Genomic DNA, 23,690 nt, shown 5'->3' with positions numbered 1-23,690 from the left:
GGCAGTATACGCGCGGCTTGACCGGACAGGAGCCTATGTAAAATGGTTGGCAGTGCAAATCTCAACATCATGATCAAAGCCGCGCGCAAAGCGGGGCGTTCTTTGGTCAAGGATTTTCGTGAAGTCGAGAACTTGCAGGTGTCGATGAAAGGCGCTGGCGACTTTGTGTCAAAAGCGGATATCGCAGCAGAAGCAATCCTGAAAGAAGAACTTCTAGGTGCGCGCCCTACCTATGGCTGGCTCGCCGAAGAGGGTGGTTTGATCGATGGCGAGGACCCAACTCGCCGCTGGATCGTTGACCCGCTGGACGGTACCACGAATTTCCTGCACGGGCTGCCGCACTGGGCGGTTTCAATCGCGCTTGAACACAAGGGCAAGATCGTCGCCGGTGTCATCTATGACCCTGCCAAGGATGAGATGTTCTTTGCTGAAAAAGGTGAGGGCGCGTGGATGAACGACATGCGCATCCGGGTCTCGGGCCGTCATCGCATGATTGAATCGATATTTTCGACCGGTTTGCCATTTGGAGGACGTTCGGACTTGCCTGCAACGCTGCAAGATCTGGCCCGCCTGATGCCCGCCTGCGCCGGTGTGCGCCGTTGGGGTGCCGCAGCGCTAGACATGGCATATGTGGCCGCTGGTCGCTACGAAGGCTTCTGGGAGCGCCGTCTGAATGCGTGGGACTTGGCCGCTGGTATCATCATCGTCAAAGAAGCAGGCGGATTTGTTCAGGCGCTGAACCCCGAAGGGAGCGTGCTTGAAGATGGTGAGGTGATCTGCGCGAACGAGCCGATCTTTGACAATTTCGCAAAGGTGATCCGGGGCTGACATCCAACCCCGGTCAGATTATCGCAGCGCGCGCCCGTTTCGTGAGTGCGATTTGGTTTGGTTTAGATGTCGACTTCGATGCCGATACCCTGCTGAACCGCCAGATCGACCACCGCACTTGCCACCGCAAGATCTTGCAGCCCCACACCAGTACCGTCGAACACGGTCACCTCTGCCTCGGATACACGCCCGGGATGGGTGCCGTTGATGACCCCTCCGATCTGCCGGATATCGCCTTCGGTTTTGGTTCCTGCAGCCACGGCGTGCTGGCATTCGCCCAAAGTCACGGCTTGTGCGATCTCATCGGTAAAAACGCTGGCGCGGGTGATCAGGTCGGTGGCGACCTCTTGCTTGCCAACCGTATCCGTGCCCATGCAGGCGATATGAGTACCGTCCGAGACATGCTCGGACATCAGGCTTGGCGCGAAGGATGAGGTGATGGTCACAATCACATCCGCTTGCACCATGTCGGGTAGATCCACAGCCTCGAATGGCAGCCCCGCCTCATCAGCGACCTTTTCAATGTTGGGAAGCATCTCAGGGTGCAGGTTCCAGCCGATCACTCTTTCAAAGTCTCGCTGCTCCAGCGCGGCGCGCAGCTGAAATGTTGCCTGATGCCCCGCACCGACCATCCCGATCACCTTGGCATCTTTGCGCGCCAGATGATTGATCGAAACTGACGAGGCTGCTGCCGTGCGCAGCGCAGTCAAAAGGTTGCCTCCAACAATTGCGCCGACACGACCTGTGTCAGGATCAAACAGAAACACCGTGGATTGGTGGTTGATCAGCCCATGTCTCTCCAGATTGTTGGGCCAATACCCACCTGCCTTCAGGCCCAATGTCATTCCAGCGCGGTCAAACCCGCCTTTGAAGCCATAGAGCGCATCTGCATGGCCAATCGCCTCGCGTACAACCGGAAAGTTATAGGCGTCACCTGCGGCCATTGCGGCGAATACTTGTTCGACAGCGGTGTAGCTTTCCTGACGCCCCAGCAGAGCGCCGATTTCCTTCTCAGGGACGATGATCATCGCGTGTGCCTTTCTTTCGGATGGCATCAAAAAGAGGGCGGCACAGATGAACCGCCCTTTGTTGCATTTGCTGACAGATCAATAAGCCTTGCCGCGCGCCGAAACTGGCCACAGGGCTTCGACCTTGCCGCCCCGTACGCCCACATACCAGTCATGAACGTTGCAGGTCGGGTCGCAATGACCGGGCACCAGCCGCAGTTTGTCATTGACTTTCAACACGCCATCCGGGTCGCCGATCACGCCGTGTTCGTCCGAACATTTCAGGTATTCGACATCTTCCCGTCCATAGATGAAAGGCAGGCCGCTATCGACAGACTGTGCCTTTAGGCCAGCGTCACAAATCGCCTTATCCGCCTTGGAATGGCTCATCACGCTGGTCAGGATGAACAACGCGTTCTCCCATTCGCCATGATCGATACGATTGCCATTCTCGTCGAGAATGCGGCCGTAATCTGCATCCATGAAAGCATAAGATCCGCACTGCAGTTCGTTGTATACGTCCGAGTTGCTTTCGAAATAATACGACCCGGTTCCGCCACCCGAGACCAGTTCGCAATCGATCCCTTCGGCCTTCAGGCCATCGACAGCGTCTTTGACCATGGCGATGGCGATATCCAGCTTTTCCTTGCGAGCCTCATAAGTATCCAGATGTTGCATGGCGCCTTGATAGGCCTGAATACCGGTGAATTTCAGATTTGGCGCTGCCTCAACCGCTTTAGCGATTTCGATAACCGCAGGGGTTGTGGTCACACCGCAGCGGCCTGCGCCGCAGTCGATTTCGACAAAAACCTCGAGTTCGGTGCCGTGTTTAACAGCAGCGGCCGACAAGTCCGCCACGTTGTTCACGTCATCGACGCAGACAATCGTTCGTGCGCCCAGCTTGGGTAGGCGTGCCAGGCGGTCGATTTTCAACGGGTCGCGCACTTGGTTCGATACGAGGACATCTTTGATACCTCCGCGCGCGAACACCTCGGCCTCGGAGACTTTCTGGCAGCAGACTCCGACTGCGCCGCCAATCTGTTCCTGCAATTTCGCAACGTCCACCGATTTGTGCATCTTACCGTGCACCCTATGCCGCATACCATGCGCCTTGGTGTAGTCGCCCATTTTCTTGATATTCCGTTCCAGCGCATCCAGATCGAGGATCAGGCATGGCGTCTGGATCTCGGACTCATCCATGCCAATCGCGGCTGGAATGTCATAGCCCACTTCGAGTTGATCGGTATTCATGAGTTTGTTCATCCTGTTTCTCCTTACCCGTTCAGCCAGGGCAGCTTGTCCAGATCCACGTTGCCGCCGGTGATGATCACGCCAACACGCTTGCCGCGAAAGACCTCGGGGTTCTTCAGGATTGTCGCCAACGGCACTGCCGACGACGGCTCCATCACGACCCGCAGGTATTTCCAGGTCAGTTTCTTTGCATCGATGATTTCGTCCTCAGAAGCGGTGAAAATATCCGTCACGTTGTTGGATACAAAGTGCCATGTGTTTTCCTTAAGCGGGACCAGCAGCCCGTCTGCGATAGTTTTGGGCGCGTCATCCGCGATGATGTGACCGGCCTTAAAAGACCGGTATGCATCGTCGGCCTGTTCGGGCTCAGCCGCATAGATTGCGGTCTCAGGCGCAAGATTCGAAACGGTCAGGCAGGTGCCCGATACCATCCCACCACCACCAATGGGCGCGATCACAGCGTCCACACCACCCGTTTGTTCCAGAATCTCAGCCGAACAGGTTGCCTGACCCACAATGACGCGCGGATCGTTATAGGGATGCACGAATTCGCCACCCGTCCGGGCCTGTATTTCGGCAAATGTCGCCTCACGCGAAGATGTTGAGGGCTCGCATTCAGTGATTGTACCGCCGTAACGGCGCACAGCGTCTTTCTTGGCCTGCGGTGCAGTGCGCGGCATCACAACGTTGCAAGGTATCCCACGCCGTCCGGCTGCATAGGACAAAGACAGAGCGTGATTGCCGCTGGAATGGGTGCAAACGCCTTTGGCGGTCATGTCGTCGCTAAGTCCGAACACCGCGTTGCACGCTCCACGAACCTTGAACGCGCCCGCTTCCTGAAAATTCTCGCATTTGAAGAACAGCTGGGCGCCAGTCAGATCGTTCAGATAGTCCGAGGTCATGATGGGCGTACGGCGAATATAAGGTTTGATCCGCTCGTGCGCTACGCGCATGTCATCGATGGTCAGATCTGCGGCTGGGGTATGGTCCAACATCTCGTCCTCCTTATGCTGCAGCCTTGGCATGGCCTGTCGGACCTGTGCGGTAGAAATCCTGTGCCGCAGCGACACCACTGCCCAGCTTGATCGGATAGTCCAGATCTGCCATCGCCATTTCGATTGCGCCAAGACCGGATAGAACCATCACATCCGTCAGGCTGCCCAGATGTCCGATCCGGAAGGCTTTGCCGTTTAGTTCACCCAGACCGATGCCAAAGGATACTCCATAGGTATTAAACGCATGATCGGTTAGCAGGTTGCTGTCATAGCCTTCGGGTACATAGATCGCGCTGACAGTGTCAGAATAAAGATCGGGCGACCGCGCTACCAGTTTCAAGCCCCAGGCGTCGACGGCGCGGCGCACACCCTCGGCCAGCCTGTGATGGCGAGCATAGACATTTTCTAACCCTTCTTCGAACAGCATTTTCAAGCTTTCGCGCATACCATAAATGAGCTGCAGCGGCGGTGTGTAAGGAAACCCACCTGATGCATTCGCAGCTATCATGTCGCGGAAGTCGAAAAAGGTACGCGGCAGGCTGGCGGTTTCCATCGCGTCCAGAGCCTTAGGGCTAACGCAGAGGATTGCCATGCCGGTGGCCAGCATAAACCCCTTTTGCGAGCCCGAAATGGCGATATCCACGCCCCAACGATCAAACTCGAACGGCATTGATGCCAAAGAGCTGACGCAGTCGACGAACATCATTGCCGGGTGGTCGCAAGCGTCCATCGCTTTGCGTACTGCCGCAATGTGAGATCGCACACCTGTAGCAGTTTCATTATGCGTGACCAGCACCGCCTTGATCTGCCGCGACGTGTCCGCTGCCAGCGCGGTTTCGAACCGATCGGCAGGCGCGCCTGTTCCCCAAGCGCATTCGATGATCTGAACGTCCAGACCATGGCGCTGACACAGGTCGATCCAGCGATGGCTGAAAACGCCATATCTCGCGATCAGAACCTTGTCACCTGGGCTGAGCGTGTTGGTGATCGCAGCCTCCCAGCCACCCGTGCCGCTAGCAGGGAAGGTGATTATCTGCCCATCACCTGTGCCGAACACTTTCTTAGTATCCTCCAGCACAGGGGCGAACGTCTCAACAAAGTCCGGCGCGCGGTGGTCCTGAGTTTGGACCTGCATAGCAAGCCGCAATCGATCTGGAATATTGGTCGGGCCGGGAATGAAGACCGGGTTCTGGTTTGACATGGCTGCTGTCCTTTCCTCTCACCCCAAGTGTCACCTGTGCCTCGCTTTTGTGCAATTTTCTTGAAAAATATTTTCAATTTCGATAATTAAATAATAATTGGCTGAAATGTATATGGTTTCAGTTTCTTGAAATTACGCACGAATAACTGGCGAGACGGCGCCAGATTTCGAAATCAGGCAAACAAGCGGGGGTTTTGGCAAAATGGAATCGCAGAAAAGACCCCGCGGCAGGCCGAAATCACTGTTCAAAGAAAGCTCGGCGGGGACCATGCAATCGCTCGACCGGGCGCTGGGCGTTCTCACAACGGTGGCCCGGCTTGAACGTTCGACGCTTAGCGATCTGGCGCGAGAGGTCGATGTTCCAACCGCAACGACCCATCGCATACTGGTTACCTTGCAAAAACATGGCTTCGTCACATTCGACGAAGAGCGTCAGGAATGGATGATCGGGATCGAGGCGTATCGCACCGGGGCTTCGTTCCTGCGCCGTAACAGCGTGCTTGAGATCGGCAGACCCATCCTGCGTCGCTTGATGCAGGAGAGCGGAGAGACCGCCAATCTGGCAGTGCCGGATAAGACTGAGGTCGTCTTTGTTGGACAGGTCGAAACACAAAACCCAATACGGGCTTTTTTTCCGCCCGGGGTGCGTGCGCCCATGTATGCGTCCGGTACAGGAAAGGCGATACTTGCGGCTCTCAGCGATGAGGGGCTCAACAAGGTTTTGGGGCTGACAGATCCGATTGCATTTACCGAGAATACGCATCTGCCTGATGCAGGTTTGCGCGAGGATCTGGCCGAGACCCGCGCCAGAGGTTGGTCTTACGATCACGAAGAACGGTACGAAGGCATGTCTTGCATCGGCGCGGCCATCTTCAATGACCGGGCTGAGCCCTGCGCGGGTATCTCAGTCTCAGGCCCAACCGTAAGGTTCAGCCGCGAACGCGCGCCCGAGCTGGGGGATCTGGTCATGCGTGCGGCGCAAGAGATCACTCATCTAAGCGGCGGGAGGGTGCCCAAGGGCTAGTTTTTGTTTTCTTGCGCGTTACTTTGGGAATGCTCGATTTCGAGAGCTTGTACTTATGTTCAGGGTGTGGCGGGTGACCATGAGTGCGATTCCAGTACGCGGGCCCCCCACGTCTGAGCCAAAAGGGGACGCAAAGGACCATTCCGACGAAAAAGCCACCCGTGTGCGCCCAATAGGCGACGCCTCCCTGATCGGGATTGCTGGAAAGGCTGCCAAAGAACTGCAAACCAAGCCATACCCCGAGCATGACAAAGGCCGGTATGGTGAAAACTCTGAAATAGACGATCAGGATCAGAAGAATATCGACGCGTGCCTTCGGGAACAGCAAAAGGTAGCCACCCATCACCCCGGCAATGGCCCCGGACGCACCGATCGTTGGCACCACAGAGCCGGGTGCCGAAATCACGTGAATCAGCCCCGCTCCGAACCCTGCCAGCAGGTAGAACACCAAAAACAGAAGATGCCCCATCTCGTCTTCAAGGTTGTCGCCGAAGATCCATAGAAACAGCATGTTTCCGGCCAGATGCATCCAGCCCCCGTGCAAGAACATAGATGTCACAAGCGTCTCAAACCCATATCCGTCAGTAATACGGGCAGGGATGACCGCGTAGTCGAAATAAAGCTGATTTATCAGCCGCCCATCATCCATCGACCCCACATAGCTGAGGAAAATCAGGATGTTCGCAGCCATCAGTGTATAGACAACAAACGGAGTTCGCCCCGAAGGGTTATGGTCACGGATCGGAAACATGGCGCGACGCTGGGCTTTTCGCGGCCCAGCGTCAAGGCCTGGTTACGCCGCACCTCCCAAAAGGGCGGCGTTGCCTCCGGCGGCGGTGGTATCGACGCAGACATGGCGCTCGCCCAGAACGCGCGCGCGGTCCGGATGTCCGGGGATCAGCGGGATGACCGGGCCATCGCGCCGCGCCAAGTGCTGCTCGATCTGGCGAGCGGTGTCGTCGTCACCCCACCACAAAACACCTGAGAACCCGGTCAGGTTTTCAAGCCGGTGCAAGTCCAGCATGCCTGTCATCCGGATGGCTGTGCCGCCCAATTCTTTGACGGCGTCGACTTGCGTTTGTGTCGCCTCTTGCCCGGGTCCCATGCACAAAAGCGGCGCGCGGGCATATTCGGTCAAACGGTTTGATTCACCGGTCGGACCGGGCAAAGACTGGGTGCGTGATGGCGCAGGCTGTCCTTCGGGGGTGCCCAGCTCTGCCGCAGTATCCCAGCTTGCCGATACGGCCCTTCGGGCCGGAGCACAGAACCGCGCCATATAGTTCGGGCCGCCTGCCTTGGGACCCGTGCCTGACAGGCCTTCTCCTCCGAAGGGTTGCGAGCCCACAATGGCACCGATCTGGTTGCGATTGACGTATATATTACCGGCGTGGACGGCTTCGGTCACATGCTGCACGCGGTCATCGATACGGGTGTGAAGACCGAAGGTCAGGCCATAGCCTGTGGCGTTGATATCCGCAATGACCTTATCAATCTCGTGCGATTTGAACCGAGCGACGTGTAATACCGGCCCGAACACCTCACGCTCAAGCGCTGAGATGCCTGGAATTTCGATCAGCGTAGGCGCAATGAACGTTCCTTCGGGTGGAGTTGAGAGTTCTTTTAATACCCGCCCCTCGGCCCGGGCCTGGGCGACGTGATCGGCGATACCTTGACGGGCCTGTTCATCAATCACCGGTCCGCAATCGGTCGAGATTAGCCAAGGATCACCAACCTGCAGAGCGTCCATCGCGCCTTGCAGCATGGTCAGAACATCCTCGGCAATGTCTTCCTGAAGGTAGAGGCAACGCAGGGCGGAACAGCGTTGACCTGCAGATTGAAACGCGCTTTCGATGATCGACTGAACCGCCTGCTCGGGCAGCGCGGTGCTGTCCACAATCATTGCATTCAAACCGCCGGTCTCGGCAATCAAAGGCGTTCCGGGGCGCATGTGCTGAGCCATGGCCGAGCGGATTTTCAGCGCGGTCGCGGTTGAGCCGGTAAAGGCAACGCCTGAGACCCGTGCGTCTGAGGTCAACGCCGCGCCGATCTTTGGCCCACCGGGCAACAGTTGCAGCGTATCGCGCGGAACGCCCGCCTCGTGCAGCAATTGAACAGCGCGGTGTGCAATCAGGGGCGTATGCGGGGCAGGGGCGGCCAGCACGGCGTTGCCGGTGGCAAGCGCGGCCGAAATCTGCCCGGTAAAGATAGCCAGAGGAAAGTTCCATGGGCTGATACAGGTGAATATCCCGGCGTGTTTGGCATCTGGAATATTGGCGGCGTAATAGCGCAGAAAATCAACAGCTTCACGAAGCTCGGCCACCGCATCGGGGATCGATTTCCCGGCCTCACGAGCAAGCAAGGCGAAGAGCTCTCCGAAGTTGGCCTCGTAGAGATCAGCGGCCTTGTTCAAAATGTCAGAGCGCGTTTCGGCTGAGGCCTGCCAAGGGCGGGCGCTCGCCAGTGCCAATTCTACGTCCTCGGGGCTGGCAGCAGCGACTGAGCCGGGGCGGTCTTGTGGTTGCGCAGGGTTGATCACGGGCGTGTCGGTCAAAGGCCGCGCCTCGTCTGACAACAAAGGTCGGGCGTACCAGTGATGGGCGCGGAAAGCGTCTCGCGCGATATCGATCCGGTCCAAAGTCGGCGTGTGATGCAGGTCGAATCCTTTCGAATTCGGACGCTCGGGCGCGAACAATTCGGGTCCGGTCGGCAATGGTTTTGCGGGTGTCTGAACGTCTTGGAATGGATCCGCCGCAACAATTTCCGGAGCGACATCTTCATCGACGATTTGGTTTACAAATGAGGAATTCGCCCCGTTCTCAAGCAATCGCCGAACCAAATAAGCGAGCAAGTCACGATGCGCCCCGACAGGAGCATAGATGCGACAGCGCGAGTTCTGATTGTCACGCACGATCTGATGCAGCGTCTCACCCATCCCGTGCAGGCGCTGGAATTCGAACGGCTGGTCTTCGGCCATATGCAGTATGGCGCTGACCGTATGGGCGTTGTGGGTAGCGAATTGCGGATAGATGCGGTCGGTCATGCCCAACAGTTTGCGAGCACTGGCGACATAGGACACATCCGTTGCCGCCTTCTGGGTGAAGACCGGAAACCCCGCAACGCCTTCGACCTGAGCGCGCTTGATCTCGGTATCCCAATATGCGCCCTTGACCAGCCGCACCATCAGCTTGCGGTCATGTCGTTCGGTCATATCGTAGAGTGTATCCAGAACCAGCCCGGCGCGCGGACCATAGGCTTGTACAACGATGCCGAACCCGTCCCAGCCTGCCAGCGCGGGCTCAGCCATCACCTCTTCGATGACCTGCAGTGACAGGGAAAGCCGGTCGGCCTCTTCCGCGTCGACGTTGAGACCCATGCCAGCAGCCTTGGCCAGCAGCGCCAGGGCCCGCAGGCGAGGGACCAGTTCATCCATCACCCGTTGTTCCTGTGCCAGCTCATAGCGTGGGTGGAGTGCTGATAACTTGACTGAGATGCCGGGGTTTTCGCGGATGTCCTTGTGGGTGCAAGCCTCAGCAATCGCAGCGATCGCGCGGGAATAAGACAGATGATACCGCGCGGCGTCAGCCTCGGTTCGTGCTGCTTCACCCAGCATGTCGTAGGAATAGGTGTAGCCCTTGTCTTCCATACCTTTGGCGCGCTTCATCGCGGATTGAATGGTTTCGCCCAGTACGAATTGTCGCCCCATCTCTTTCATTGCCCGACCCACCGCGGTTCGGATTACCGGTTCCCCCAGTCGTTTGATCGCGCCACGCAACGCACCAACAGGCGAGGATTTGTCTTCATCCAATACCCGTCCGGTTAGCATCAGCGCCCATGTCGACGCATTTACCAGTGACGAAGAAGACTGCCCCAAGTGCTTTCCCCAATCCGAAGGCGCGATCTTGTCTTCAATCAAAGCGTCGATGGTATCGGCATCAGGCACACGTAAAAGCGCCTCGGCCAGGCACATCAACGCGACGCCTTCGTCTGTGGACAGGCCGTACTCGGCCAGAAAAACTTCCATCATGCCGGGCGAAGTACTGGAGCGGATGTCGCGCACCAGCTGCGCTGCAGCTTCACAGATTGCCGTTCGGTCGGACTGTGTTAGCGCGGCCTGAGCGATCAGCGAGTCCAGAACTGCGGACTGTTCAGCATAGGTTTGGGCATCGATTTTTGTGCGAAGACTGTGTGACATGTGTACTCCGGGGCTTTTGGCTAATATAACTGCGAATGCGCAGGCAAATGGACTGAATTTTACCAACAGGCGGTCGAAACGACTGAATCACAGGGGTAATGAAATGCAAAACGACTTGTCTGGTCTTGACCGCTTTGATCAGGCCATCCTGATGGCGCTGGCCGAAGATGGCCGCATCTCGGTAACTGATCTTGCGCGCAGAATCGGCTTGTCAAAATCGCCCACGCAAGCGCGTCTAAAGCGGCTTGAGGCAGACGGGATCATAACGGGCTATCGCGCCATGCTGGATCCGATCCGTCTTGGTCTGGATCATGTTGCATTTGTCGAGGTACGCCTGACCGATACCCGTGAAAAGGCGCTAGCTGAGTTCAACACCGCTGTGCGCAAAGTCGCCGAGATTGAACAGGCGCATATGATTGCATCCAATTTCGACTATCTGCTTAAGATTCGCACCCGTTCGATGACCGAGTACAGGACAGTTCTGGCCGAGAAAATCTCATCTCTGCCGCATGTTGCCAACACATCCACCTTCGTGGCGATGGAGGCTGTGAAAGAGACTGGGCTGCTAAGTCCGATCGACGGCAGTTGACCTATCGTTTGTCCGTGCCAGATTAGGGGGGATGAAGCCCGCTTTTGCTATATTAGCTTTACTGACTGCTTTGCCGTTTCGCGTTTCGGCTGCGGAATGTCCAACCTCGCCAGATCACATCGCGGAAATCGATGTTCTGATCGAACAGACGCAAGACGCAACCAGCGAGCGCGAGGCGCGCGCTATTTCAAGCCAAATGTGGCAGTTCTGGACCGACGCACCAGACCTACGTGCCCAGACATTGCTTGACCGGGGTATGGCCAGACGCGAGGCATGGGATCTGCTTGGTGCGCTCGAGGATCTTGACAGCTTGGTGGACTACTGCCCCGAATATGCCGAGGGCTACAACCAACGTGCTTTCGTCAACTACCTGAGGCAGGACTATGGCGCCGCGCTGGTGGATTTGGATCGGGCAATTGCGCTGTCTCCGAACCATGTTGCTGCGCTGAGTGGGCGGGCACTTTCTTTGCTGGGTCTCAAGCGTTTGGATGACGCGCGTTCGGCACTCAACTATGCGCTTTCGCTGAACCCCTGGCTATCCGAGCGTGCCTTATTGGCACCCGGTGGTCTACTTGATCCTCCGGGCGAAGATATCTGAGCTGACGCAAACACGCCCCCGAACCGAAGTTCAAGGGCGCTTTCGGTTGCCATGTCTGCTTAGCCGACGAGGCCGTTGTCGGTGCGTTTGATCGCGATCACCGACGAGCGGGGCGTGCCACCATCGGGCCAGTTGCTACCGGGGTGCTGGATACCAACAAACATAGTGCGCAGGTCGGACGACCACGCCAGACCGGTAACTTCACAGCCGTTCGGGCCGGTCATGAAACGCACGATTTCGCCGGTGACTGGATCGCCAACCAGCATCTGGTTGTTGCCGTTGCCCGCGAAATCTTCCTCGTTGTCGTCGTTGCCGTCAGTCTGGATCCAGACCAGGCCAGTCGAATCGATTGCCATACCGTCGGGTGAGTTGAACAGGTTACCCTCGTTCACATTGGCTGACCCGGCGCGGTCATCCGAATGCACGGTCGGATTGCCCGCCATGACATAGAGATCCCAATCGAAGCCATCGGCAGAGTGGTCTTCGTTTGCAGGGCGCCAGCGCACAATCTGACCGTATTTGTTGGCGTCGCGCGGGTTGGGGCCGTTGGCCGAGGTGTCATCACCACCGGCGTTTGGTTTCACGCCACGGTTCTTGTTGTTGGTCAGGCAGCAATAGGCCTCAACCGCAACGGGGCTCGACGCAACCCACTCGGGGCGGTCCATTGTGGTGCCACCTGCGGCCGAAGCGGCCATACGGGTGAAGATCAGGATCTCGGCCGCGTCCATACCGGTGGTTTCCGGTGTCAGCGGCAACCACTGGCCGGTCATGTCGTCGTTGAACTTGGCGACATAAAGCGTGCCGTCATTCAGCAGGTTCTCAGTGTCGACGCCTGGCGCATAAGACTCGTTCGAGACGAACTTGTACAAGTATTCGCCGCGTTCGTCGTCACCCATATAGACCACTACGCGACCGTCGCTTGCCAGCGTCACCTCGGCATTTTCATGCTTGAAACGGCCCAGACCGGTATGCTTGACCGGCGTGCTGTTCGGCTTGGTTGGATCGATTTCAACGATCCAGCCGGCGCGGTGCGGTTCGTTCGGGTTTTTTGAGGTGTCAAAGCGCGGATCGAACAGCTCGTACCCATTCCAGCTTTCGGCTTTGATGCCATAGCGTTTCATACCATCAGCAACCTTCTGGTCATAGCTGGCATTCTCGTCCGAGGACCCGAAGTAGCCGTTGAAGTTTTCTTCGCAGGTCAGATAGGTGCCCCATGGCGTCTTGCCAGACCCACAGTTGTTCATAGTGCCCAGCGAGGCTGTGCCGGTTGGATCGGCCTCAGTCTTCAGAAGATCATGACCAGCGGCGGGGCCCACGATCTTCATCGGGCTGTTATGGTGGATACGGCGGTTGAAAGGGCTGTCTTTGACAACCGACCAACCTTCGGGACCTTCCTTGATCTCCATCACGGTTACGCCCTGAATGTTCTGGAACTTCAGAACGTCATCGGCGCTGGCCGGAACACCTTCCTGCGCGGCGGGCAGGTTGATTTTGCGGTTCGGGTACTCGTGATTTATCGCGATCAGTTCGTGACCTTGGAAAGAAAATGTCTCCATCCCGTCGGTGTTTTCACCGAAGACTTTGTCCGAGTTCTCAACCGAACCACCATCGGTCAGATCATATCCATCGGCATCCGAGAACAGCGGGTCACCCCAGCGCATCAGCATCTTCCACTCATACCCTTCGGGCACATGAACGGTGCCATCAGTCTGAGCAGGGATTGGCTGGAACGCAAAACGCGAGGACCCAACTGCTTGTGCCGAAGTTGAACCCAGCAGTCCTGCGCCCATCGCCGCAGCGCCCGAACCAAAGGCCACGACACCAGCCAGAAATCCTCGGCGGGAAATGGCGCTTTCAACCACGCGGTCAAAGTCATTCTCTTCCGGGCGGGGGAAGTGCAGTTCGTCCCAATCGTCGGCGGACAGAGTGGTGGGATCGACGTCTTTCATGGATAGCTCCTGGCTGTCTGGATTCAGTTTGGTCCAGCGGATTTAGGGGCGGTGCATGACAGTAATATAACAGTTTTACTAAAGTTTTTATTTGGCTTCACCGCAGGCAGATTGACGCTGATCTAACCGTAGCTTTGATTAAAACAACAGCGCGGTCAAAGGCGCAAACCAACGGGGCGGTTTTGGCTTGGCCGCGGCGATAATGTGACTCGTGCACTTATTCGAGCTTCAATTTTCGCGGGGATGCATCCGGCAGCCAAGGCAAGCTTTGACCATTGCGCAATCTCGTTTGATCGACCGGCGTGACAAAGCCAAACCACCTTGATGGCAACCGGACCTCGACGCGATATTCCGCTCCATCTTCGCCTCACCGATCTGAAGGACATTTTCGATACCAGCAGAGGGAAAATCTACAATTCCACCCTTGACCACAAATATGCGATGAAATACACCCGCCTTCGCTGAGCGGGCGTCGTATACTGGCTATTACCTCAGCCTTCCAAGCTGATGAAGCGGGTTCGATTCCCGCCGCCCGCTCCAACGAAATCATCCTTGAAAAACAACTTGCTGTTTGCGCGCTGATAAATGTCATAGCGCAAAATACACAGAATATTGAGTGTTCTGGCGCTGGATCACTTTGATCGTTACATCAGCTTGAACCCTGGCCGCATGCCTTAGTTCAATGCCTTCATGGAATGCGTCAAAAGGCCCGGATCGCACCTGCAATTGTGTGCAATGCTTGACCCCAACTGCCTCTGCCGCCAAGAAGCATTGATGTAAGCCCAATGCGGGCGATGACCAGAAGACAAGGGCCAGACATGGCAAGAACGCGCTCCGCCAGTCCAGCAAACGTACAAGCGCCAGGTGCGCATGAAGAACGGGCTGGGTCCAAGAAAATAGGTGTCTTGCGGTCGCTTTGGCCCTTCATGAAACCCTACCGGCTGTTGATGGCCGGAGCCACGCTTGCGTTGATCCTGACCGCCAGCATGACGCTTACACTGCCCTTGGCCGTGCGCCGCGTGGTCGACAATTTCCGCATTGAAGACGGCGAACTGTTGGATTGGTACTTTCTGGCTGCGCTCGGTATTGCGGCCATACTCGCGGTGGGCACAGGCATCCGCTATGCGCTGGTCACCCGACTGGGTGAGCGCGTGGTCGCCGATATCCGAAAAGCGGTGTTCAACCGCGTGATTGGCATGAGCCCCGAATTCTACGAACGCATCATGACCGGAGAGGTGCTGAGCCGAATTACGACGGACACAACCCTGATCCAATCCGTTTTGGGCTCGTCGGTATCGATTGCTCTGCGCAATCTACTGATGTTCGTGGGGGGGCTGGTGCTGATGCTCCTGACCTCGGCCAAGTTGACTGGAATGGTGCTATTGTTGATCCCGCTGGTGGTCGTGCCGATTCTGGTATTGGGTCGCAGACTGCGCGTGATCAGCCGGGAAAATCAGGATTGGATTGCAGCATCGTCAGGGAACGCGGGCGAGGCGCTGGGGGCAGTACAAACTGTTCAGGCCTTTACCCATGAACAGGCTAGCAGAGCCCAGTTTGGAGAAATGACAGAAACTTCGTACGAAGTTTCTCTGCGCCGGATCCAGACTCGCGCTGTGTTGACCGTCATAGTTATCTTCCTCGTATTTTCGGGCATTGTTGGCGTGCTTTGGATGGGCGCGAATGATGTGCGCAACGGTGTGATGACCGAAGGGGTGCTGATCCAGTTCGTGATCTATTCGATCATCATGGCGGGCTCGGTCGCAGCATTGTCGGAAATCTGGAGTGAGTTGCAGCGGGCAGCTGGCGCGACCGAGCGGTTGGTCGAGTTGCTGAACGCTGAGGATACAGTAAATGATCCGTCGCAGGCACAGGCGTTGCCAGCCCCGGTGCGAGGTGAGATTCGTTTTGACGACGTGACCTTCCGCTATCCGGCGCGCCCAGATGTTGTCGCGCTTGATCAGTTTTCGCTGCAGATCAATCCCGGAGAAACAGTCGCCTTCGTCGGCCCATCGGGGGCGGGCAAAACGACCGTGATCCAGATGATCCAACGGTTCTATGACCCTGACGCTGGCCATGTCAGCTTAGACGGCATCGATCTGCGGGGCCTAAACCGCGATGACTTCCGCCAGCATATCGCATTGGTGCCGCAAGATCCGGTGATTTTCGCGGCGTCGGCGCGCGAAAATATTCGATTTGGCCGTCTGGACGCTTCGGACGCAGAAGTTGAGGCCGCCGCACGGGCTGCTGCTGCGCATGAGTTTATCTCGGCCTTGCCCGAAGGGTATGACAGTTTTGTCGGTGAACGTGGCGTGATGCTGTCAGGTGGTCAGAAACAACGCATCGCGATCGCCCGTGCCATTCTGCGTGACGCGCCTGTGCTGCTGTTGGACGAGGCGACATCGGCGCTCGATGCGGAAAGCGAGCGTGCCGTGCAGGGCGCAGTCGACAACATGCGGGCCGGGCGCACCACGCTGATTGTGGCGCATCGTCTGGCGACAGTGAAAAAAGCGGATCGGATCATCGTACTTGAGGCCGGGCGCATTGTGGCGCAGGGTACGCATGATGATCTGGTGGCGCAGGACGGTCTGTATGCTCGTCTGGCCCGTCTGCAATTCACCGACGGGGTGGCCGCAGAATAAAGTGACGCTCCGGCACATCCAGAATCGCCGTAGCGTCATTCTACAGTTTCCCGGAACTGATCGCTAAGCCCTCGCTTGCGCATGGTGTGTTTTGCTTCCATCTTGGAGGCACAAACAAGCCCGTGCGCGACACGGGAGAGAGATCAGGGGAGGAGCCACATGGCCTTTGTGGGATTGGAAGACAAGGCACGCATCGAGCAGGAGATGCCGTGGGAAGATCGGGATGTGCCCGTCACCTTCCACCAATTGCTATCGCGGACGGCGGGCAGGTTCCCGAACCACAAAGCGATCAGCTTTCAATTGCTGTCCGGCCCGACCGATAAGGCCGAGACGCTCACCTGGTCCGAGCTTTTGGGCAAGGTCAACCAGGCCGCCAACCTGTTCCGATCGCTGGGGATCGGAGAAAAGGATGTGGTGGCCTATGTCCTGCCCAATTGTAACGAAACCCTAGTCACAATGATGGGCGGTGCAGTTGCGGGGATTGTGAACCCTATCAACCCGCTGCTCGAGCCTGAGCAGATTTCGGCCATCCTGCGGGAGACCGGGGCAAAGGTGGTGGTAACGCTGAAGTCTTTTCCCAAGACGGATGTGGCGCAGAAGGTTGAAGAGGCTGTTCGCCACGCCCCCGGCGTTCACACGATCCTTGAGATTGATCTGAACCGGTATCTGACGCCTCCAAAATCGTGGCTGGTGCCATTCCTGCGCCCCAAGATGGGGGATAAGGAAAAGCTGGCGCATGCGACATACAAGAACTTCAATGCTGAGTTGAACAAGCAGCCAAAAACACTGTCGTTTGAAGACAGCGCCGAGGATCGCGTTGCCTGTTATTTCCACACCGGTGGCACCACGGGCATGCCGAAGGTCGCGCAACATAAATACTCGGGCCTGATCTATAACGGCTGGCTGGGCAACACACTGCTGTTTGACGAGAACGACGTGATCATGTGCCCGTTGCCGATGTTCCATGTCTTCGCTGTGCACGTAATAGTAATGGCGGCGGTATCGTCGGGTGCACATGTCATCTTCCCGACACCTGCTGGCTATCGTGGCGACGGTGTGTTCGACAATTTCTGGAAGCTGATCGAACGCTGGAAAGTCTCGTTCATCATCACAGTGCCGACAGCCATATCTGCCAAAATGCAACGCCCGGTGGACGCAGATATCTCCAGCGTCAAGACGGCCTTCTCGGGTTCAGCCCCGCTGCCGGTTGAACTGTTCCGCCGCTTTGAAGAAGCTACGGGCGTTACCATCGTCGAAGGCTATGGCCTGACCGAAGCCACCTGTCTGGTCTCATGTAATCCGGTGGATGGCGAGAAGAAGATTGGTTCGATCGGGATTCCGTTCCCTTATACGGATGTCAAAATCCTGCAGGATGGGCCCGATGGACCAACCGAATGCGGCACAGATCAGGTAGGTGAAATCTGTATCTCGAACCCCGGCGTTTACGCCGGAAACACCTATACCGAGGCCGATAAGAACGTTGATCTCTACCACTTCGACAAATACCTTCGCACCGGTGATCTGGGCCGGTTCGACGAGGATGGTTATTTGTGGATCACAGGCCGCGCAAAAGACCTGATCATTCGCGGCGGTCACAATATCGACCCTGCCGAAATCGAAGAGGCGCTGTTGGGCCACGAGGCTGTTGCCTTTGCCGGAGCGATTGGTCAGCCGGATGCTCATTCGGGTGAGCTTCCTTGTGCGTTTGTCGAATTGGTTGACGGGGCTTCGGCCACGGAAAATGAGCTGATGGAGTTCTGCAAGGTGCATGTTCACGAGCGCGCAGCGCAGCCCAAGCATATGACCATCCTGAACGAATTGCCAAAAACCGCCGTCGGCAAAGTGTTCAAACCTGATCTGCGCAAACATGCGATTACACGTGTTTATAACGGAGCACTTGAGGATGCCGGTGTGGCAGCACGGGTTGTTTCTGTGATCGATGACAAGAAACGTGGTCTTGTCGCGCAGCTTGACGCGAACGGGTCTTCCGAGGACGATGTCTCAAAAGTGCTGGGCGCATTTACCCGGCCGTGGGAGTGGTCTGCATAAGCTGGAGGGACAATGGACTATGAACGCCTGATTGACGAAGAAACCTGGGCGTTCATACGTCGCACGTCCGAAAGCTATCCCGATGATGCGGTCGAGATGTCCGTAGCGGACCAGCGTCGGGTTTATGATGCGATGTGTCAGGCCTTCCGCCAACCCCGCCCGCCGGGCATTGATGTGCAAGACAAGTCCGCCAACGGCGTGCCTGTTCGATTATATACAGCCGGTGACCCGACCCGGAGTGTTATCTATTTTCACGGCGGCGGATTTGTCGTGGGCGGGTTGGACAGCCATGATGACGTGTGCGCTGAAATCTGTGCCCAGACTGGATATCGCGTCATTTCCGTGGACTATCGTTTGTGCCCCGAACACGTACACCCGGCGCAGTTTCAGGATAGTTGGACAGCGGTGTGCTGGGTGGTTCAGGAGTATGGTGATCCGATTGTCTTGGCAGGCGACAGCGCAGGCGGCAACCTGGCTGCGGCCGTGGCGCATTATGGGCGGGGTCGTCTGGGCAACGTGTTGGGGCAGGTCCTGATCTATCCCGGTTTAGGGGGCGATACTTCGGCAGGATCGTATATCGAGCACGCCAATGCCCCGCTGCTGACTTTGGACGATGTCCGGTTCTATGAGACCATTCGATGCGAAGGGGCGGCGCCACGCAACGATCCGACTTATGCGCCGTTGCAGGATGATGATTTCTCGGGGCTTCCGCCAACAGTCGTTGTCACAGCTGATTGCGATCCATTGCGCAATGACGGACAAGCCTATTGCGACCGGATCATTGCTGCTGGTGGTCAGGCGCATTGCATCAACGAATCCGGATTGGTTCATGGATTTCTGCGCGCCCGAACCTCGGTCAAGCGTGCCGCAGACAGCTTCGAACGTATTTCGGTGGCGATTGAGGCGTTGGGGCAAGGGATCTGGTCCTACGACTGATCCCCCCCATTTTAACTCAGGAATGGTTTCGCTTTCATCGTGTCCGCCAATGGTGCACCAAGACGCTGCAAAATGGTTGGCGCCAGCTGAAGCTGGTCGACTACAGTCTCCGCCTCGGGTCCTTCGGCATCGCCAAAGTAAAAAAGCGCGGTTTCCTGTTGCAGCGGGCCGCGCCCTCCGTGGTGGCCGCGTTCATCCTGACCATGGTCTGCGGTGATGATGACGTCATATCCAAGCTGCCGCCAGCGCGGGATGAAGGGGGCCAGCATTTCGTCCATGACGAAACAGGCGTGGTCCATCTCTTCACAATCGTGAAAAAAGCGGTGGCCCATGCTGTCCAGCGTGCAGGTGTGCAGAATGCCATAGTCCAGCCCGAACCGCAGACACAGATTGGTTAGAGACGCAAAAAGATCGACATCCGACGGAGTCATTTGGTTCGTTTTGCCGTATCCCGTCATGGAGTGGAAACGACCATGGTTAATGGTTTTACTGTCAGGTTCGTCATATTCCACGTCGCGGACATAGTCGAACGGGTGACGATTGAAGAATTGCGACCAATAACTGTGGGTCACGGCCCCGGTCACGCCCCCAGCCGCGCGCACTTGGCTGAAAACGTCCTTATGGCTTAGCCGGAAGACGTTGCCGTTGCCGGTGCAGCCATGCTCTTGTGGGGTGACACCGGTATGGATCGAGGCATAACAGCTGGCGGAAGTCGATGGCAGGACTGAACGCAGTTTCCAAACCCGTGCATCGCCTGAATCAACCCAACCTTCAAGGTTGCCAAAAAGGCGGCGAAAGTTACGCCACGGGACACCGTCCAGGATAATCAAAAGCAGTTTGCGGTCCATAACCCAACCTTCCTTGCGTGCTCGTGGGCGAACATACTGGATTCGCCCAACCGGATGCGCGTATTCGCGTCCTGAATTGTAAAATCCCGACACCAGAGTGCCGGGATTTCGAACTTTTTTCTGACTGTCGAGATGTGATCAGTTCCCGGCGCTCTCCATCTTGCGGTGGGCGACGACCTCTTCCAGCCAGCCCAGATGCATCTCGGGAACCGAGCTAAGCAGCAGGTCGGTATAATCGTCAAACGGCGGGTTCAGCACCTGCGATTTGGGGCCATAACGCACCACACGGCCTTGATACATCACTGCAATACTGTCGCTGATCGCGCGGACCGTCGCCAGATCGTGGGTGATGAACAGATAGGCCACATCCTCGATCTTCTGCAGGTCGAGCAGTAGTTTAAGAATGCCATCCGCTACCAGCGGATCGAGTGCCGAGGTGACCTCGTCACAAATGATCATCTTGGGCTTCGCGGCCAGCGAGCGTGCGATACAGACACGCTGTTTCTGACCACCCGACAGCTCCGCAGGATACCGGTCGATAAACTTTTCGCCCAGTTCGATCTCATCCAGCAGTTCGATGACCCGCTTGCGTTTCTCGGACCCGCGCATGTTGAAGTAGAACTCCAACGGGCGTCCGATGATCGTGCCGACGGTCTGGCGTGGATTCATCGCCACGTCAGCCATCTGATAGATCATTTGCAACTCGCGCAGATCCTCGAGCGACCGGCCCTTCAGATCGGGGCTGAGCTTGCGCCCGGCAAAGGTAATCTCGCCATCGCGGGGCGGAAGCAGACCGGTGATCACACGCGCCAGTGTCGACTTGCCCGAGCCGGATTCGCCCACCACAGCCAGCGTCTGCCCCGGATGAAGCTCGACATTGACGTTGTGCAGGACGTCGAAATTCAGCCCCTTGTAGCGCGCGGTGATGCCGTCAACTTGCAGCACGGGTTCCGGCGTGGGCTTTTTCTCTTCGTGGTCGATTGAGCGCACCGAGACCAGCGCCTGCGTATACTCCTCTTGCGGGTTGTTGATGATCTGATCGGTGGTGCCGTATTCGACCGTATTGCCCATCTTCAGAACCATGATGTCGTCGCTCACCTGAGCAACAACAGCAAGGTCATGCGTGATATAGAGCGCAGCAACGCCGGTATCTGCGATGGCTTCCTTGATCGCCATCAGAACGTCAATCTGAGTGGTCACGTCCAATGCGGTGGTGGGTTCGTCGAACACCACAAGATCGGGTTCGGGGCACAGCGCAAGTGCCGTCATGCAACGCTGCAATTGGCCACCAGAGACTTGGTGTGGATATCTGTCTCCAATGTTGTCCGGGTCCGGCAGGCCAAGTTTGGCGAACAGCTCACGCGCGCGGGCTTCAGCCTCTTTACGGCTGAACTTTTTCTGTTCGACCGCAGCCTCGACCACTTGATCCATGATCTTCTTAGCAGGGTTGAACGACGCGGCAGCGGATTGAGACACATAAGTGACCTCACCCCCGCGCAGCTTGCGGATATCCTTGAGCGATGTTTTCAGGATGTCGCGCCCGTTCACCCAGACCTCGCCGCCGGTGATCTTCACGCCACCCCGACCATAGGCCATCGAAGCAAGGCCAATCGTGGATTTGCCTGCACCGGATTCGCCGATCAGCCCCAGCACCTTGCCGCGTTCGAGGTCAAAGCTGACCCCGTGCACGATTTCGATGTCATGGGGTTTCTCACCCGGCGGATAAACGGTCGCGCCGATCTTGAGGTCGCGGACCTTGAGAAGGGTATCACTCATCCCCGGCCTCCTTTCAGCGATGTGGTGCGGTTCAGGACCCAGTCAGCCACTAGGTTGACCGAGATGGCCAGTGTCGCGATAGCGACGGCGGGCAGCAGGGCGGCAGGAATGCCGTAGACGATGCCTTCCTTGTTCTCTTTCACGATGCCACCCCAATCAGCCTCGGGCGGCTGCACACCAAGACCCAAGAACGACAGGGTTGAAACGAACAGCACTGCAAAGATGAACCGCAAGCCCATTTCGGCCACCAGCGGTGACAGCGCGTTGGGCAGGATTTCGCGGAAGATGATCCAGCCGATTTTTTCACCTCGCAGGCGCGCCGCTTCGACATAGTCCATGACAGTGATGTCAACGGCGACAGCGCGTGCCAGACGATAGACGCGGGTCGAATCCAACAAGCCCATGACAATAATCAGGATTGGAACGGTCACGGGCATCACCGACAGCACCACAAGGGCAAAGATCAGCGACGGGATCGACATGATCAGATCGACAAAGCGCGAAAGCGCTTGATCGACCCAACCGCCCATCACAGCAGCGAAAAAGCCAAGGACCGAGCCCGTCACAAAGGACAGGATCGTCGCGGCCGTTGCGATGAAGATTGTCGTACGCCCACCGTAGATCATCCGGCTTAGCAGATCCCGACCAATATTGTCGGTGCCAAGCCAAAAGTTCGACTCGGTAAACCCAGGGGGCGCGATCCCCAGCATGATCTCGATCTTCGAGGGCTCCCACACACCGCCGACAACTTCGGCCATGCCATAAGGTGAGATGAGCGGCGCAAAAATCGCCATGAGAAAGTAGAGGGCCGTTAGGAACAACCCGATCATTGCAGAAATAGGGATGTTCTTCATTTCGGGTGCCTCAGACGCGGATTGGCCAGGATTGAGACGATGTCCGCAACCATGTTGAGGCCGATATAGACAGCGGCGAAGATCAGGCCGCAGGCTTGCACCACCGGCACGTCACGTTTCGCCACGTGGTCCACAAGGTATTGGCCCATTCCGGGGTAGACAAAGACCACCTCAATCACCACGACGCCGACAACCAGATAGGCAAGGTTCAGCATCACGACGTTGACGATTGGGGCAATGGCATTCGGAAATGCGTGTCGTGCGATAACTTGAAATCCGGTCAAACCCTTCAATTCAGCGGTCTCGATATAAGCTGACTGCATAACGTTTAGGATTGCCGCGCGCGTCATGCGCATCATATGCGCCAGTACAACCAGAGTAAGAACCATGACGGGCAGTGCGATTGCCTGAAGCTTTTGCAGAAGGCTCATGTGGTCGCCGATCATCGCCACCGATGGGAACCAGCCCAGTTTCACGGCGATGAAATACATCAAAAGGTAACCTATGAGGAATTCGGGGATAGAGATCGAGGCCAACGTCACGGCCGAGATCAGTTTGTCGGGCCAGCGGTCCTTGTACCGAACCGCTATAAGGCCGAGAAGAATTGCCAGCGGCACCGATATGATAGCGGCCCAGAAGGCGAGAAACAGGGTGTTTGACATGCGTTGACCGATACTCTCGGCGATGTCACGACCATTGGTCAGCGCAGTACCTAGATCACCCTGTAAGGCGGCAAAAAGCCAGTCGAAATAGCGGGTGATGGCGGGTTCGTTCAACCCAAGCTCTTCGCGGATGTTGGCGAGGGCCTCGGGGGTTGCAGACTGGCCGAGGATTGACTGTGCAACGTCGCCGGGCAGAATGAGCGTTCCGGCAAAAATCAGCACTGACACGGCCAACAATAGCAAAAGGCCCAGCGCAATGCGCTGGACCACAAGTTTCATCGCGATTCCCATA

The 23,690-nt window shown here is 57.1% G+C and carries 18 protein-coding genes and 1 tRNA gene; 8 read left to right on the top strand and 11 right to left on the bottom strand.

Features of this window, described 5'->3' with window-relative positions:
* The first annotated feature begins 42 nt into the window (after window positions 1-42).
* Entirely contained in the window at window positions 43-828 is a 786-nt protein-coding gene (locus ACR0B3_RS08010) for an inositol monophosphatase family protein (protein WP_480808598.1), read from the top strand.
* A 62-nt stretch (window positions 829-890) separates the two neighbouring features.
* Here the strand turns inward: ACR0B3_RS08010 and bhcD are convergent, their stop codons facing one another.
* The 4 genes from bhcD to bhcA form a co-directional block, all read right to left on the bottom strand.
* Window positions 891-1,856 (bottom strand): iminosuccinate reductase BhcD, encoded by a 966-nt coding sequence (gene bhcD, locus ACR0B3_RS08005; protein WP_480808597.1) that lies wholly within the window; start codon window positions 1,854-1,856, stop codon window positions 891-893.
* Between the two features lie 78 nt (window positions 1,857-1,934).
* Window positions 1,935-3,098: a 3-hydroxy-D-aspartate aldolase BhcC gene (gene bhcC / locus ACR0B3_RS08000; RefSeq protein WP_480808596.1), complete on the bottom strand. Its 1,164-nt coding sequence runs from the start codon at window positions 3,096-3,098 to the stop codon at window positions 1,935-1,937.
* A gap of 11 nt (window positions 3,099-3,109) precedes the next feature.
* Window positions 3,110-4,081: a beta-hydroxyaspartate dehydratase BhcB gene (bhcB, locus tag ACR0B3_RS07995; RefSeq protein ID WP_480808595.1), complete on the bottom strand. Its 972-nt coding sequence runs from the start codon at window positions 4,079-4,081 to the stop codon at window positions 3,110-3,112.
* Window positions 4,082-4,091: 10 nt separating this feature from the next.
* Window positions 4,092-5,282, bottom strand: coding sequence for an L-aspartate--glyoxylate aminotransferase BhcA (bhcA, locus tag ACR0B3_RS07990; protein ID WP_480808594.1), 1,191 nt, complete (start codon window positions 5,280-5,282; stop codon window positions 4,092-4,094).
* A gap of 202 nt (window positions 5,283-5,484) precedes the next feature.
* On the opposite strand from bhcA, the gene ACR0B3_RS07985 reads away from it, so the two are divergent.
* Window positions 5,485-6,306: an IclR family transcriptional regulator gene (locus ACR0B3_RS07985; RefSeq protein ID WP_480808593.1), complete on the top strand. Its 822-nt coding sequence runs from the start codon at window positions 5,485-5,487 to the stop codon at window positions 6,304-6,306.
* Here ACR0B3_RS07985 and ACR0B3_RS07980 read toward each other — a convergent pair.
* Window positions 6,269-7,057, bottom strand: a complete 789-nt coding sequence (locus ACR0B3_RS07980) for a rhomboid family intramembrane serine protease (RefSeq protein WP_480808592.1) — start codon at window positions 7,055-7,057, stop codon at window positions 6,269-6,271. The two genes, ACR0B3_RS07985 and ACR0B3_RS07980, sit on opposite strands and share 38 nt — an antisense overlap.
* Before the next feature lie 42 nt (window positions 7,058-7,099).
* Window positions 7,100-10,498 carry a bifunctional proline dehydrogenase/L-glutamate gamma-semialdehyde dehydrogenase PutA gene (gene putA / locus ACR0B3_RS07975; protein WP_480808591.1) on the bottom strand — a complete coding sequence of 1,133 codons (3,399 nt, stop codon included), beginning with the start codon at window positions 10,496-10,498 and terminating at the stop codon, window positions 7,100-7,102.
* Window positions 10,499-10,601: 103 nt separating this feature from the next.
* Here putA and ACR0B3_RS07970 point away from each other — a divergent pair, with 103 nt between their 5' ends.
* Both ACR0B3_RS07970 and ACR0B3_RS07965 read left to right on the top strand, forming a co-directional pair.
* Complete coding sequence (locus ACR0B3_RS07970) at window positions 10,602-11,087, top strand: Lrp/AsnC family transcriptional regulator (protein WP_480808590.1); 486 nt, start codon at window positions 10,602-10,604, stop codon at window positions 11,085-11,087.
* A 31-nt stretch (window positions 11,088-11,118) separates the two neighbouring features.
* Window positions 11,119-11,685, top strand: a complete 567-nt coding sequence (locus ACR0B3_RS07965; protein WP_480808589.1) for a tetratricopeptide repeat protein — start codon at window positions 11,119-11,121, stop codon at window positions 11,683-11,685.
* 59 nt (window positions 11,686-11,744) lie between these two features.
* Here the strand turns inward: ACR0B3_RS07965 and ACR0B3_RS07960 are convergent, their stop codons facing one another.
* Entirely contained in the window at window positions 11,745-13,634 is a 1,890-nt protein-coding gene (locus tag ACR0B3_RS07960; protein ID WP_480808588.1) for a PhoX family protein, read from the bottom strand.
* Between the two features lie 465 nt (window positions 13,635-14,099).
* Between ACR0B3_RS07960 and ACR0B3_RS07955 the strand changes: the two genes are divergently transcribed.
* The 4 genes from ACR0B3_RS07955 to ACR0B3_RS07940 all read left to right on the top strand — a co-directional run bounded on the left by ACR0B3_RS07955 (window position 14,100) and on the right by ACR0B3_RS07940 (window position 19,258).
* A tRNA-Gly gene (locus ACR0B3_RS07955) sits at window positions 14,100-14,174 on the top strand.
* Window positions 14,175-14,452: 278 nt separating this feature from the next.
* Window positions 14,453-16,273, top strand: a complete 1,821-nt coding sequence (locus ACR0B3_RS07950; RefSeq protein ID WP_480808587.1) for an ABC transporter transmembrane domain-containing protein — start codon at window positions 14,453-14,455, stop codon at window positions 16,271-16,273.
* A 159-nt stretch (window positions 16,274-16,432) separates the two neighbouring features.
* Entirely contained in the window at window positions 16,433-18,322 is a 1,890-nt protein-coding gene (locus tag ACR0B3_RS07945) for an acyl-CoA synthetase (protein ID WP_480808586.1), read from the top strand.
* 12 nt (window positions 18,323-18,334) lie between these two features.
* Entirely contained in the window at window positions 18,335-19,258 is a 924-nt protein-coding gene (locus ACR0B3_RS07940) for an alpha/beta hydrolase (protein ID WP_480808585.1), read from the top strand.
* 11 nt (window positions 19,259-19,269) lie between these two features.
* On the opposite strand, the gene ACR0B3_RS07935 is transcribed toward ACR0B3_RS07940, so the two are convergent.
* The 4 genes from ACR0B3_RS07935 to ACR0B3_RS07920 form a co-directional block, all read right to left on the bottom strand.
* On the bottom strand, window positions 19,270-20,106 hold the full coding sequence (locus ACR0B3_RS07935) for an alkaline phosphatase family protein (RefSeq protein ID WP_480808584.1): 837 nt from the start codon (window positions 20,104-20,106) through the stop codon (window positions 19,270-19,272).
* A gap of 138 nt (window positions 20,107-20,244) precedes the next feature.
* Window positions 20,245-21,882, bottom strand: coding sequence for an ABC transporter ATP-binding protein (locus ACR0B3_RS07930; RefSeq protein ID WP_480808583.1), 1,638 nt, complete (start codon window positions 21,880-21,882; stop codon window positions 20,245-20,247).
* Window positions 21,879-22,736, bottom strand: a complete 858-nt coding sequence (locus tag ACR0B3_RS07925) for an ABC transporter permease (RefSeq protein ID WP_170683321.1) — start codon at window positions 22,734-22,736, stop codon at window positions 21,879-21,881. Before ACR0B3_RS07925 ends, ACR0B3_RS07930 begins: the two co-directional genes overlap by 4 nt.
* Complete coding sequence (locus tag ACR0B3_RS07920) at window positions 22,733-23,689, bottom strand: ABC transporter permease (RefSeq protein WP_170683320.1); 957 nt, start codon at window positions 23,687-23,689, stop codon at window positions 22,733-22,735. Before ACR0B3_RS07920 ends, ACR0B3_RS07925 begins: the two co-directional genes overlap by 4 nt.
* Window position 23,690 lies beyond the last annotated feature (1 nt).

The sequence above is a fragment of the Ruegeria sp. CE9 genome (assembly GCF_056537425.1).
The sequence above is the reverse complement of the archived record's forward strand: the minus strand, read 5'-3'. Positions and strand labels throughout refer to the sequence as shown.

Bases quoted from the DNA above. Each gene is read 5' to 3' on its own strand.
- bhcB (WP_480808595.1), bottom strand. From the start codon at position 4,081: ATGTTGGACCATACCCCAGCCGCAGATCTGACCATCGATGACATGCGC.
- ACR0B3_RS07945 (WP_480808586.1), top strand. From the start codon at position 16,433: ATGGCCTTTGTGGGATTGGAAGACAAGGCACGCATCGAGCAGGAGATG.
- ACR0B3_RS07985 (WP_480808593.1), top strand. From the start codon at position 5,485: ATGGAATCGCAGAAAAGACCCCGCGGCAGGCCGAAATCACTGTTCAAA.
- ACR0B3_RS07920 (WP_170683320.1), bottom strand. From the start codon at position 23,689: ATGGGAATCGCGATGAAACTTGTGGTCCAGCGCATTGCGCTGGGCCTT.
- ACR0B3_RS07980 (WP_480808592.1), bottom strand. From the start codon at position 7,057: ATGTTTCCGATCCGTGACCATAACCCTTCGGGGCGAACTCCGTTTGTT.
- ACR0B3_RS07930 (WP_480808583.1), bottom strand. From the start codon at position 21,882: ATGAGTGATACCCTTCTCAAGGTCCGCGACCTCAAGATCGGCGCGACC.
- ACR0B3_RS07960 (WP_480808588.1), bottom strand. From the start codon at position 13,634: ATGAAAGACGTCGATCCCACCACTCTGTCCGCCGACGATTGGGACGAA.
- ACR0B3_RS07940 (WP_480808585.1), top strand. From the start codon at position 18,335: ATGGACTATGAACGCCTGATTGACGAAGAAACCTGGGCGTTCATACGT.
- bhcC (WP_480808596.1), bottom strand. From the start codon at position 3,098: ATGAACAAACTCATGAATACCGATCAACTCGAAGTGGGCTATGACATT.
- ACR0B3_RS07925 (WP_170683321.1), bottom strand. From the start codon at position 22,736: ATGAAGAACATCCCTATTTCTGCAATGATCGGGTTGTTCCTAACGGCC.
- putA (WP_480808591.1), bottom strand. From the start codon at position 10,498: ATGTCACACAGTCTTCGCACAAAAATCGATGCCCAAACCTATGCTGAA.
- ACR0B3_RS07950 (WP_480808587.1), top strand. From the start codon at position 14,453: ATGGCAAGAACGCGCTCCGCCAGTCCAGCAAACGTACAAGCGCCAGGT.
- ACR0B3_RS07965 (WP_480808589.1), top strand. From the start codon at position 11,119: ATGAAGCCCGCTTTTGCTATATTAGCTTTACTGACTGCTTTGCCGTTT.
- bhcD (WP_480808597.1), bottom strand. From the start codon at position 1,856: ATGATCATCGTCCCTGAGAAGGAAATCGGCGCTCTGCTGGGGCGTCAG.
- bhcA (WP_480808594.1), bottom strand. From the start codon at position 5,282: ATGTCAAACCAGAACCCGGTCTTCATTCCCGGCCCGACCAATATTCCA.
- ACR0B3_RS08010 (WP_480808598.1), top strand. From the start codon at position 43: ATGGTTGGCAGTGCAAATCTCAACATCATGATCAAAGCCGCGCGCAAA.
- ACR0B3_RS07935 (WP_480808584.1), bottom strand. From the start codon at position 20,106: ATGGACCGCAAACTGCTTTTGATTATCCTGGACGGTGTCCCGTGGCGT.
- ACR0B3_RS07970 (WP_480808590.1), top strand. From the start codon at position 10,602: ATGCAAAACGACTTGTCTGGTCTTGACCGCTTTGATCAGGCCATCCTG.